At 48.5% G+C, this 12,193-nt stretch carries 13 protein-coding genes; 10 read left to right on the forward strand and 3 right to left on the reverse strand.

Translation table 11 applies throughout. The features are described 5' to 3' along the window. Positions 1-270 precede the first annotated feature (270 nt). From VN105_RS25850 to VN105_RS25875, 6 genes are all read left to right on the forward strand, one after another. The gene (locus tag VN105_RS25850) at positions 271-609 is read left to right on the forward strand and encodes a DUF6686 family protein (RefSeq protein ID WP_325645689.1); all 339 of its coding nucleotides are present in this window, start codon (positions 271-273) and stop codon (positions 607-609) included. Between the two features lie 25 nt (positions 610-634). Next, the gene (locus VN105_RS25855) at positions 635-772 is read left to right on the forward strand and encodes a glutaminase (protein ID WP_325645691.1); all 138 of its coding nucleotides are present in this window, start codon (positions 635-637) and stop codon (positions 770-772) included. Positions 773-911: 139 nt separating this feature from the next. After that, positions 912-1,868 carry a J domain-containing protein gene (locus VN105_RS25860; protein ID WP_325645692.1) on the forward strand — a complete coding sequence of 319 codons (957 nt, stop codon included), beginning with the start codon at positions 912-914 and terminating at the stop codon, positions 1,866-1,868. Next, a complete protein-coding gene (locus VN105_RS25865; RefSeq protein ID WP_142683904.1) occupies positions 1,861-2,208 on the forward strand; it encodes a damage-inducible protein D in 348 nt (115 codons plus the stop codon). The genes VN105_RS25860 and VN105_RS25865 overlap by 8 nt, the downstream gene beginning before the upstream one ends. Continuing rightward, positions 2,205-3,626, forward strand: coding sequence for a DHA2 family efflux MFS transporter permease subunit (locus VN105_RS25870; protein ID WP_325645693.1), 1,422 nt, complete (start codon positions 2,205-2,207; stop codon positions 3,624-3,626). Before VN105_RS25865 ends, VN105_RS25870 begins: the two co-directional genes overlap by 4 nt. A 51-nt stretch (positions 3,627-3,677) precedes the next feature. After that, a complete protein-coding gene (locus VN105_RS25875) occupies positions 3,678-5,135 on the forward strand; it encodes a hybrid sensor histidine kinase/response regulator (protein WP_325645694.1) in 1,458 nt (485 codons plus the stop codon). A 45-nt stretch (positions 5,136-5,180) separates the two neighbouring features. On the opposite strand, the gene VN105_RS25880 is transcribed toward VN105_RS25875, so the two are convergent. Then, complete coding sequence (locus VN105_RS25880) at positions 5,181-6,017, reverse strand: CvfB family protein (protein WP_325645696.1); 837 nt, start codon at positions 6,015-6,017, stop codon at positions 5,181-5,183. A gap of 144 nt (positions 6,018-6,161) precedes the next feature. Here VN105_RS25880 and VN105_RS25885 point away from each other — a divergent pair, with 144 nt between their 5' ends. Then, positions 6,162-6,998, forward strand: a complete 837-nt coding sequence (locus VN105_RS25885; protein ID WP_325645697.1) for a sulfite exporter TauE/SafE family protein — start codon at positions 6,162-6,164, stop codon at positions 6,996-6,998. 3 nt (positions 6,999-7,001) lie between these two features. Next, positions 7,002-7,397 carry a DUF1634 domain-containing protein gene (locus VN105_RS25890; protein WP_325645699.1) on the forward strand — a complete coding sequence of 132 codons (396 nt, stop codon included), beginning with the start codon at positions 7,002-7,004 and terminating at the stop codon, positions 7,395-7,397. Between the two features lie 63 nt (positions 7,398-7,460). Here the strand turns inward: VN105_RS25890 and VN105_RS25895 are convergent, their stop codons facing one another. Both VN105_RS25895 and VN105_RS25900 read right to left on the reverse strand, forming a co-directional pair. Continuing rightward, the gene (locus tag VN105_RS25895) at positions 7,461-8,822 is read right to left on the reverse strand and encodes an alpha-L-fucosidase (RefSeq protein ID WP_325645701.1); all 1,362 of its coding nucleotides are present in this window, start codon (positions 8,820-8,822) and stop codon (positions 7,461-7,463) included. A gap of 206 nt (positions 8,823-9,028) precedes the next feature. Continuing rightward, positions 9,029-10,546, reverse strand: coding sequence for a malate:quinone oxidoreductase (locus VN105_RS25900; RefSeq protein ID WP_325645703.1), 1,518 nt, complete (start codon positions 10,544-10,546; stop codon positions 9,029-9,031). Between the two features lie 205 nt (positions 10,547-10,751). Between VN105_RS25900 and VN105_RS25905 the strand changes: the two genes are divergently transcribed. Both VN105_RS25905 and VN105_RS25910 read left to right on the forward strand, forming a co-directional pair. Next, entirely contained in the window at positions 10,752-11,579 is an 828-nt protein-coding gene (locus tag VN105_RS25905; RefSeq protein ID WP_325645705.1) for a metallophosphoesterase family protein, read from the forward strand. 39 nt (positions 11,580-11,618) lie between these two features. After that, a partial coding sequence (locus VN105_RS25910) for an SMI1/KNR4 family protein (RefSeq protein ID WP_325645707.1) occupies positions 11,619-12,193 on the forward strand: 575 nt, incomplete at its 3' end.

The raw sequence follows: 12,193 nt of genomic DNA on the forward strand, positions 1-12,193 counted from the left end.
AATCAGCGAAATCATCAAAATCAGTGTTCCAAGACAATTTAAATCGCCGAAGGCGATTTTCCCGTTTGCGTAAGTCGTTTTCCTGATCCGATCATTCTCCCCCGATTTCCTGCTATATTTTTGTGAGATATAATTAATACCCCGGAGTTATTAGCTGTACATAGTTTACGCATCCGTTGTTTGCCACCTCCATTTTCAGAGGTAAAGAGTGATGAATTAAGTCCTGACAGCGGCCCTGAACCGGCCGCTGGAGGCACAAACCCATAGCCCATGTGTAATTACCAGACATTATACCACGGCGCTGCAGGATATGTGATCCGCTGCCCGCATTGCAAAGGCATCCAGTTAGCTTTTGGTACTACGGTTGTTAACCTTGATATCACCGAGTTTGAGTGCTTCAAAAAAATGGTCGGCCGGTTATCGGACGATCACTACCATGCATCAGAAAATGAAAAAATGATTTGTTTGCCCCTGCCGGCCGATCATGTAATGATGCTGGTAACTCCCGCTGAAATAACTGCACTGGCAAATATTACAGCGGAAGTACAGGCATTGATAGATGCCTACGGGATCCTGGAAACCTCTTCCGGGTGCGAATCTGCAGGCTAATGATGAAAGCCTCTGCCTTCTTTCTGTGAAAGCGGCGCCCGGCAAATACGCCACCGCCGTGTTTTCGCCGCCGCCGGACAAAGCAGGTAACAGTGTAAGGGCGCAGAAAGCCATCCGGTATATTTCCGGTAAACCGGACGCTAATATTTACGCCGGGAAATAATCCGTAATAAAATAATCCGTAATAATGGAACGTAATTGGTGAACGGTGCCGGTATAGCCGGGACTGTTCACCAATTATTTTTTCCCCGTTAATTCGTAAATTCATAAAACAAGTTATCACCTTAACATGTTTTAGAGCTATGGACGTAAAGGATTATTATAAGATACTGGGAGTTGAGAAAGCGGCAACAGCTGAACAAATTAAGAAAGCCTACCGTAAACTGGCGGTAAAGTATCACCCCGACAAGAACCCGGGGGATAAAGCCGCTGAAGATAAATTCAAGGAGATCAATGAAGCCTACGAAGTGCTGAGCGACGCCGAGAAGCGCAAAAAATATGACCAGTTCGGGGAAAATTATAAGTACTATGAACAGCACGGGGGCCGGCCGGAAGATTACGACTGGTCGCAGTACGGCGGTGGCGGCGGACAGCGCCGCACTTATTCCTATGGCAGCGGCGATATGGACGATATGTTTGGCGGCGGCGGGGAAGGCAACTTCTCTGATTTCTTTGAACAGCTTTTTGGCAGCCGGTTTTCAGGCGGCGGCGGCCGCCGGCAGCAACAGGGGCCAGGCAGGGGCCGTGATGTACAGGCAACCATGGAGGTATCCCTGGAAGATGCTTATACCGGCGCTACCCGGCAGGTGGAAGTAGGCGGCAGCAGGCTCAATATCAAGCTGAAACCCGGGCTGTATGAGGGCCAGGTGATCCGTTTGAAAGGAAAGGGGAGCCCCGGCAGGAAAGGCGGTGAAAACGGCGACCTGCTCATTACCATTCAACTGGCGGCAAATCCGCAATACGAACTGAAAGGAAAAGATATTTATACAGATTTGGCAGTGCCTTTGTATACAGCTGTACTGGGAGGCAAGCTAACCGTGAATACACCGGGCGCATCCCTGAACATGAATATTCCGGCAGGAACAGACAGCGGCAAGGTTTTCCGTTTAAAAGGCAAAGGGATGCCCGCATACGACAACAGCGGAACAGCGGGAGATCTGTATATCAAGGCAGTTGTGCATATTCCACCGAAGCTTTCCGAAAAGGAAAAAGAATTGTTTCAGCAACTTTCACAATTAAATGAGAATGGTCATGCTTAAACTTTTTGATTATCTGGAAGAAGTGATTTCCACGGAGCGGATCTCACAACTTAATAATCCACGCCTGCTGTATACCGCCAGCGAAATTATGCAGGAACTGGGATACGGGCAATCGGGTATGGAACAGGAGCCGCTGGACAGGGCCATGCATGCCTGCGCCGCCCTGAACATACCGGTAGACTATAATTTCAAAAAAGTATACTGTTTCAGGGATGGTGAGCTTACCACCGACTGGCAGTTGTCTGAACTGGCTACCTACCTGTTCATGATCAACTGCAACCCGCTGAACCCATTTGTGGCGAAAGCCCAGCTGATATTTATGATGAAAGACCGTGTATGAGAGATATCAACCGGACAGGTATCCTCATAGTAGTGATAATGGGCACCACTATGGCCGGGATAGACTCCAGCATTGTTAATATATCCCTTCCCGTTATGAGTAAACAGTTTAACTGTACGCTCGACGAAATTGAATGGGTTATTACCGTATACATGCTCAGTTTTTCCGTATTGATGCCACTTACCAACTGGCTGAAAAACAGGATCGGCTTTTTTAATCTCTATGTTGGCGCCATTTCCCTTTTTACATTAGGATCTTTAATGTGCGCTTTGTCTACCAGCCTGGATTCCCTGCTTACTGCGCGGGTGGTTCAGGCATTGGGTGGTGGCGCCATGGCTCCCACTTCCATGGCTATCATTTCCTATGTGTTCCCGGCCAGGGTTCGTGGCACCGTACTGGGATGGTGGGGCCTGGGCAACCTGGTAGGCCCCGCCATAGGCCCAACGCTTGGAGGAATACTCACTGAAAAATTCGGCTGGCCTTCTATATTTTATATTAACCTCCCTATCGGCATCCTCACGGTGGTGCTGGCCTTCCGTTACCTGGGCGTGTTGCGGAAACAACCCAGGCTGAAACTGCCTTTTGACCTTACCGGTTTTGTGGCGCTTACCATATTCCTGGTTTGCCTGCAATACGGGGTGGCCCGGGCAGAAGTAACAGGTATCACTTCTCCTGAAATACTGGCTACACTGGGTGTGGCGGTAATAGCGCTTGCTTTTTTTATCTGGATAGATAAACATAAAAAAGAACCGATCATTAACCTCGATCTGTTTACCAATTATTCTTTTGTGAGTTGTATCCTCGTCACTATTTCACGGGCAGCCGCCCTGTATGGCGGGTTATTTCTCATGCCTTTCCTGTTGCAGGAGCAGATGGGCTTTTCAGAGGGCATGTCGGGCCTGCTGATATTGCCTAACTCTGTATTTATGGCGGCAATGATGCCTTTCGCTGGCCGCTGGTCAGATAAACATGGTTCCCGGGAAATATCTATGCTTGGAATTGCATTGCTGGCGGTATCCATGTACTTGTTTGCCTTATTGGACAAAGGCAGCAGCATTTCCGCGGTGATCATTGCTATGACGGTGAGAGGGTTTGGTATGGGGCTTTTACTTGCTCCGCTGAATGCCGCCACACTGAGCGCCGTACGCCCGGGTGAGGTAACCATGGCCTCTTCCGTTAGTACTTTGATGCAGCAGGTAGGCGGCGCTATTGGTATTGCAGTACTGGCTATTGTAACCCAGGCTGCCTATAACAAACATGTGTTGGGGGGCCAGGAAGGCCATTATGCGCATCATCTTGCCCTGAAGGAAGGCTTTCATATTTCCCTCTTTATTTTGCTGGTAACCCTGATCCCCGCCTGGTTCCTGCCCCGCCGGAACGTAGCATTGAAAGATACAGATGCCCATATTGATACCTGATGCTTTTAGTGCATGATTATTGGTAAGTATAGGTTAACTTTTCCGGCACTTATGGTAATAAATGGCAAGAAGCATATATTGATGATCGATGATGATGAAGATGACTTTTTCCTTGTAAATTCTTTATTACAGGACATTTCACCCGATCAATACGTATTGCAGTGGGTTTCTTCCTACAAAGAAGCACTGCTGGCAATTGAAACCCGGGCGCATGATCTTTACCTGGTAGATTATCGTTTAGGCGCCCACACCGGTATTGATGTGTTGCATCATTTCCGCAACCTGGGATATAAAGCCCCCGTTATTTTGTTCACAGGCAAGGGCGACTATCTCATAGATAAGGAGGCCATGCAGGCAGGTGCGTCCGATTACCTGGTTAAAAGCGAGATCAATGCCGCCCTGCTGGAAAGAGCCATCCGTTATACGCTCGATAAATTCAGCCACCTCCAGACAATTGAAAAAAGCGAGAAACGTTATTTCAGCATCTTTGAAAAATCCAATGATCTTATCCTGCTGGCAGACTGTGAACACAAGATAGTGGCGGCCAACCCGGCTGCGCTTAGCGTGTTGAAATATGAAGAAGCGGAGCTGTATAACAGCCATCTCCAGGGCCTGTTTGCAGATCAGGGGGTAATCGATGATTTCCTGGATCAGCTTTGCAGCGAAGAGGGAGTGGTGCAAAGAGAATATGCATTCCGCAGTAAATCCGGGCAACAGCTGGATGTAATGATCAACGCTTCCTTGCTGGATGAGAAGAAACAATTATACTTATGCATCATCCAGGATATTACCGCCCGTAAACGGAAGGAAAGGGAAAAGCAACAACAGGAAAAATTTGTGATCACCGGCCGTATTGCCCGGCTCATCGCACACGAGGTGCGCAATCCGCTGACCAATATCCTGCTGGCAGTATCCCAGCTGAAAACAGAGCCAGTGGCCGAAACAGAAGATGCCGCACTGTACCTGGATATCATGGAGCGCAACTGTCACCGTATCAACCAGCTGGTAACGGAATTGCTCCAATCGACCCGCATGTCCGAACTGAATATGGTACCTCTCGGTTTAAACATGTTGCTGGAAAAGGCGCTGGAGCTGGCGGCGGATAGGTTGCAGTTGAATGCCATTGCGGTGAATAAGGAGATGTGTGAACCGGATTGTATGATCCTGGCGGATGAAGACAAGATCCTCATTGCCTTCCTGAATATCATCATCAACGGCATTGAGGCAATGAAAACGGGCGAAGGAAAGCTCGATATCAAAACGTGGCAGGATACAGAAAAGGTGTTCATTCGTATAGCCGATAACGGTAGCGGTATTTCCCCGCAGAACCTGGCGAAACTGTTTGAACCGTTTTTTACCAATAAAACAAAAGGAACAGGGCTTGGGCTAACAGCCACCCAGAATATTATACTCCAGCACAAGGGGACTATTGCAGTAGATAGTGAATTGGGAGAAGGAACCAGTTTCCTGATAAGCTTTCCAATAACGGGAATGAACAACGGCCAGTAGGGTTTCAGTTGGCAGATACTGCGAAGTATCTGCCGGTGCTGTTATTTATATATCCTCTTCTTCTGACTTAATGCCTGTTTGTGTAAACACAATTTTTCGTTGTTTGTACAGGTTGCCAATGGTCATTTTGAAGGTTTTCTTGCTCATACCAAAAAAATCCTGGATCTCTTCCGGAGAGGATTTATCATGATAAGGCAGGTAGCCATTGTTTTCCTGCAGCAGGCGCAGTATTTTCCCCGACTCATCTTCCACCTTGTTAAACCCGGGTTTCCCGGCAATTACATCTATTTTATTGTCTTTGATCTGGCGGATAAAGCCTGTTAATTTTTCGCCGGTTTCTATAGATCGGAATATATCGCTGTGATGCAGTATGCCTGTATGCTGATTGTTAATGATCACTACATAGCCGATATCCGTGCGGCGGTATACCACCATGTTTACCTGATCTTTTTCCTTTACGGTGAGATTTTCATTGCTGAGGTAACGGTCAATTTTTTCTGTGGCGGCAATACGGCCGGTCAGTTCATCGATGTATATTTTCACCAGGTATTCCTGTCCCGGCGCCATGCGGGTAAGCTGTTGGGATGATGCCACAAAAAGATCTTTCATCAGTCCCCAATCCAGGAAAGCGCCCTGATTGGTAACACTCACCGCTTTCAGCAGCACAATATCTCCTGCAATCCCGTAGGGACGTTGGGTAGTGGCGATCAGCCGGTTTTCAGAATCGTGGTAAAGAAACACTTCCAGTTCATCTCCTACACGGGTACCATCAGGTACAAACCTTGCAGGCAGCAGTATTTCCTGGTCTATACCCTCCAGGTACACCCCGAAATCAGCTTCTTTTTTCACCCTTAACAGGTTGTATTCACCCACCTTTATCATAAAAAACGATTAATTGTCCGGCTGCAAGTTACTTATAGATTGCCGGATTACGGGAATCATATTCTGCTTACTTTTGTAAACATCAGATATCAGGCAATACTTGTAATTCCCGGGTATCCGGTTTAAAACCAACCAAATCATCTTATGACGATTTTATCATTCACCCTGATCCTCCTCTGCGGGGCCTTTCTGGCGGGTCTGCTGGGATCGCTGACCGGCCTGGGCGGCGGCGTTGTGATCATTCCCCTGCTAACCCTGGTGTTCCATGCCGATATCCGGTATGCTATCGGTACTGCTTTGGTAGCTTCCATTGCCACTTCTTCCGGTTCTGCCTCCGCCTATGTAAAAGAAGGTATTACCAACATCCGGCTGGGGATGTTCCTTGAAATTGCTACCACCACCGGGGCCGTTGTGGGTGCATTGATAGCGGTGTATATGCCTACCAATGTAGTGGCTATAATTTTTGGCCTGGTCCTCATTTTTTCTTCCCTGATGTCGTTCCGTAAGAAAATGGAATTTGCCACAGGCAAAGGCGACAGCAAAGCCGCAGAGCAGCTTCGGCTCAATGGCAGCTACCCTTCAGAGAACGGCGTGGTTGATTACAAAGTACATCATGTGCCAGGCGGCTATTTCATGATGACCTTCGCCGGTGTAATGTCCGGCTTGCTGGGTATTGGCTCCGGTGCGCTGAAAGTACTGGCTATGGATAATATTATGCGTATTCCTTTTAAAGTATCTACCACTACCAGCAATTTTATGATTGGCGTTACAGCTGCGGCCAGCGCGGTGGTATACCTGCAGCGGGGCTATATTTCCCCGGGGTTATGTATGCCGGTTGTATTGGGCGTATTGGCGGGCGCTTTTGCCGGCTCCCGCCTGCTCACACGGGCCAATGTAAAATGGTTACGTATAGTCTTTAGCGTAGTAATCGGCTTCCTGGCGCTGCAGATGATCTACAATGGTATCACCGGAAAATTATAAATCATGAAACAGGTACTCTCAAAATATTTCCGTGATAAAGATGTTCAGCAGCTTATTGGTAAGCAACTCCGCACGGGCGTTATAGTTTCCAGCATCATCGTGTTTATTGGCGGGGTGATCTACCTGGTCCGCCACGGGCATGAGCAGCCCTCCTATGCTGATTTTACCGGTGTAAGGGAAGGCCTGACCAGCCTGCCTGGCATCTGGCAGGGTGTAATGGAAAACAAAGGTATGAACATTATCCAGCTGGGGATTGTGTTACTGATTGCCACACCTATTATTCGTATAGCCTTTTCCGTGATTGCCTTTTTAATAGAGAAGGATTTCCTTTACGTAGGGATTACCCTCCTGGTACTGGGCATCATTCTCTTCAGCATGTTGGGCGGCATAGCGGGGTAATCAGCGTAATCAGTTTAATCCTGAGTCAGACAAAATCCGCATCATCGCCGAAGGCGATCACCGTTAAAGTGTAACAGCTATTACCGTATCGATACTGTCCAAAGCTGTAACCGGAACGTTGATCACCAGTTCGCCGCCGTTCAAGGCGGAGCTGAGTTGTTTGTTGGTGGCCAGCAAACGGGCGCTGGTTACTTTTCCTTTTATGCCGGGAACATGCAGCTTCCCATCAGCCGGCCAGTTGAAAACATGCAGGTAGAGGGTAGTGGTGCTGCCTTTTGTTTTTTGGGTGCAGCGCCCCCATGGAAGGGCTGGTAGCGGGCTCCCCTGTGTACCGTATATGGAAGCGCCGTTTACTTTCATCCACTGGCCAATACCTTTTAAAGCGGTGATACTGCCTTCCGGGAATTGTCCCAGTGCATCGGGGCCTACATTCAGGAGGTAGTTACCGTTTTTGGAAGCGATGTCTGCCAGGTTTCGTATAAGCGTTTCCGTGCTTTTCCATTTATGGTCATAATCTTTGTATCCCCAGGTACCGTTCATGGTCATGCAGGTTTCCCAGTCGCGCCCGTCCAGCTCCGATGGGTTGGGGATCTTTTGTTCCGGTGTTTTGTAGTCGCCGGGGAAGTTGGGTCGTTTTAAACGGTCGTTTGTAATGATATTGGGTTGCAGTTGCAGTACTTCCTGTAGTTTTTGTGCGTATTCGTCTGTCATATTGGTAGGGGTATCCCACCAGAGAACGGCTACATCGCCATAGTTGGTGAGGAGTTCCTTTACCTGTGGCACGGCTACTTTATCTATGTAGTCGGACATGGTAGCGGAAGTTTGCAAAGGATCCCAGTGGCCGGTATGCGCCTGCGTGTAGGCGTCTATTTGAGCTGAGTCGGGGTTGGGCCAGCCTTCTGTGGCCACTTTACGGGCAGCGGCGCCGCCGGGGTTGTTCCAGTCCTGTGCCTGTGAGTAATAAAACCCCAGCCTGATGCCATATTTCTTACAGGCTTTTGCCAGTGGCGCCAGTACATCTTTCCCGTATGGAGTGGCATCCACGATGTTCCACTTGCTGGCGGCAGATTTGAACATCGCAAAGCCGTCGTGATGCTTGGCCGTGATCACAATATATTTCATACCGGCGTCGCGGGCTGTTTTTACCCAGGCGTCTGCATCATATTTAACCGGGTTGAATTGTTTGGCGAATTGCTGGTACTCCGGCACCGGTATTTTACCGCGGTTCATGATCCATTCACCACCGCGGCCTACCTGGTGGCCTTTGTAGTTGCCGGCCAGTACGGCATAGTCGCCCCAGTGAATGAACATGCCAAAGCGGGCTTCCCGCCACCATTGCATGCGCTGATCGCGGGTAAGGGTGTGCTGCGCGTGCAACAGTGCTGTGGATAGCAGCATTGCCAGGAATAGTACCAGTTTTTTCATAAACATATGTGGAAATTGTTATTGGTATTGCAAACGATTGCATAACCGGTGTGAAAATAAGCGCTTAGCGCGCCGATCTCTTTCAATTCACATAAATATCTATAAAAAAAATAGCCTGGAATGGGCTGATTTTACCGGAAGCTGGTAGTTTTTTAGTTGGATATTTTATCCCGTGGGAAAGGGATAAAATATCCAACTAAGGAACATTATTGGGCCACTTCCATTTCGCGGAGTTCCAGTACCTGGGTGGTCCATACCCGCAGCTCATCGCAGAGGGCAGGATTATTCAGGAGTGATTGTCCGTAGGAAGGGATCATTTTCTTCAGTTTAATTTGCCATGCTTCTGTTTCCACGTCTTTATTAAAGCAGCGTTTCAGCAGGTTCAGCATAATGGAAACAGCGGTAGAAGCGCCCGGAGAAGCACCCAGCAGGGCGGCAATGGAGCCGTCGGCCGCGCTCACCACTTCGGTACCAAATTCGAGGATACCGCCGTGTTCGGGATCTTTCTTGATCACCTGTACACGCTGACCGGCAATTTCCAGTTCCCAGTCTTCCATCCTGGCCTCGGGAAAATATTCCCTCAAAGCTTCCAGCCTGTCTTCCGGTTTCTGTCTTACCTGTGCGATCAGGTACTTGGTGAGCGGAATATTATCAAGGCCGGCAGACACCATCGGAACAATGTTGTTGGCTTTGATAGATAAAGGCAGGTCCATAAAGGAACCGTTCTTCAGGAATTTTGTGGAGAAGCCGGCATAAGGACCAAACAGCAGTGCGCGCTGCCCGTCGATCATACGGGTATCGAGGTGAGGCACCGACATAGGAGGCGCGCCCACAGAGGCTTTGCCATATACTTTTGCACGGTGCTGTTCAATTATTTCAGGATTGTTGCAACGCAGCCATTGTCCGCTTACGGGGAAACCGCCGAAACCCTTTCCTTCCGGGATGTCCGATTTTTCCAGCAACGGGAGGGAACCGCCGCCGGCGCCAATGAATACGAATTTAGTGTTAACAGATTGCTTTTCGCGGGTGCCACGGTCCTTTACCTTGATGGTCCAGCTGCCGTCGTCTTCTTTTTTGAAGTCGCGCACATCATGGTTGAAGTGCATGGTTACACCGTCCATTTTTTCGAGATGGCCGAACAAGGCACGGGTCAGCGCGCCGAAGTTCACATCTGTGCCCATTTCCATGTGGGTAGCCGCTACTTTCTGAGCGGCATCGCGGCCGTTCATCACCAGGGGCATCCAGTTCTTCAGCTTTTCCGGATCTTCCGAGTATTCCATCGTTTTAAACAGATGGCACTGCTGCAGGGCGTTGTAGCGTTTTCTGAGGTAATCCACATTCTCTTCTCCCCAAACAAAACTCATATGGGGAATGGACTGTATAAAATCGTGCGGATTGGAAATAATGTTATTTTCTACCAGGTATGACCAGAACTGACGGGACACTTCAAACTGTTCTGCAATGTTCACCGCTTTTTTAATGTCTACTGATCCATCCTGTTTCTGTGGCGTGTAGTTCAACTCACAGAATGCGGAGTGTCCTGTGCCTGCATTGTTCCACGCATCGGAACTTTCTGCAGCTGCCACGTCCAGTCGTTCAAAAATTGCAATGGTTAACTCAGGTTCCAGCTCTTTCAGGAGCATTCCAAGTGTGGCGCTCATGATCCCGGCGCCGATTAAAACCACATCCGGACCTGTTCCAGCTGTACTCTTGCTTCTAAACATAACCCCATTTTTATTCGAGGTGCAAAGTTACAATCAAAACATTTATGCAGGTAGAATAAATTGGTTGTTTTGACACACTTTAACAATATTATTACAATTCTTTCTGAATGGATTGAAAGTTTTGAATTTCTATATATAATTTTATCTTTCGGTTAAGCATTTGGCAGCGAAATAATTGACTACCCGGAAAGTTTATTTTTATTTTATGATGAACAGACGCCTGTTTTTAAAAGGAGTATCCGCAGCAGTAGTTATTTCTGCCTGCGGCAAGATAGTAAAGGCCGTAACTCCCCGGCACTTTAACAGTAAAACCGTTTTCCGCTTTGCCGTAGGGTCCGACCTGCATTATGGGGAACCTAAAACCAATTACGACCAGTATTTCCTGGATCTGCACACCGCCTTCAGCCAATACCACCGGCAATACCCCTGCGAGTTTTTTACGTTCAACGGAGATGTGTTTCATAATGATCCCGCCCTGTTGCCGGTGATTGCTGCCAAACTGAAGCAACTGCATCCCAAACTGCTGGTAACTCACGGGAACCATGATATGGTACCGGCCGCTGCCTGGGAACAGGCCTGGGGAATGCCCCTTAATCACGATACGGTAATAGGGAACCAGGTGATCCTGCTCGGTAATACTGCCGATGAGAAAGGAAAGTACATCTGTCCCGATGTTGAATGGTTTGCCGGGAAACTGGAGGAATACAAAACGGCGCAAAATATATTCATCTTCTTACATATTACACCGGTAAAGTGGACGGATAATGGTCTGGACTGTACGGAGTTCCAGGCGCTGATCCGCAAATACCCGAATATCAGGGCCGTTTTTAACGGGCATGACCATGACCAGGACAGCGTGAAGATGCTCGACAACTGCCCCATTCCCTTCCTGTTCGACGGGCATGTTGGCGGCAGCTGGGGAGTAGGCTATCACGGATTCCGGGTGGTGGAACTAAAGGAAGACGGCAGCCTGCTCTCTTTCATCATGAACCCGCTGAAGAGACAGAATGAACAGGTTTTTCCGAAAGTTTAGCTATTTTGCCGGGACATTCGGGATGCTAAAAGAAAATCTATGCTGGAGGAAATTGAAAAGGACTACGGATTTACCTATCCAACGCTGTATAAACAATTATATAAGGATGGTATGCTCAACTGGGGCGAGTTTGGGGAAGACTGGCTGGATAAAGTATACCCTGCCATCAAAACGGCACCGCCTTTACTGTTATACGCCAACGATCTTGAAATAATGGCCCTTTCCACGGTAGACGAAGAAATGGAGGAAGGACTGCTTTTTGCAGACCCGGTACACCGTTTCGTTCCGTTTGCCATGAGCGGCGCCGGCGACTGGTTCGCTTTTTACTATAACCTGCAAAACGGCGATGATGTGCCCATTGTACAGGTGTTTCATGATTCAAATGAAGCCTGTATCCTGGCTAAGAACCTGCAGGACTTTATTTTCCTGCAGATGCTGGAAGCGGTAACAGACCTGGATCCCAGGCACCCTTCCCTGATTGTGCATGGCAATATGAAAGAGAATTGTCTCAATTTCCTGCGTACACACGCACCTTATCTTACCCCCCACCAGGCGCGGATTGTAGAGGCGGTATATGATTTTGGAAGACTGACCAACGTGGCCCTGCACGAAAT

Origin of the sequence: Chitinophaga sp., assembly GCF_035564935.1 — a bacterium.
Taxonomy (GTDB): Bacteria; Bacteroidota; Bacteroidia; order Chitinophagales; family Chitinophagaceae; genus Chitinophaga.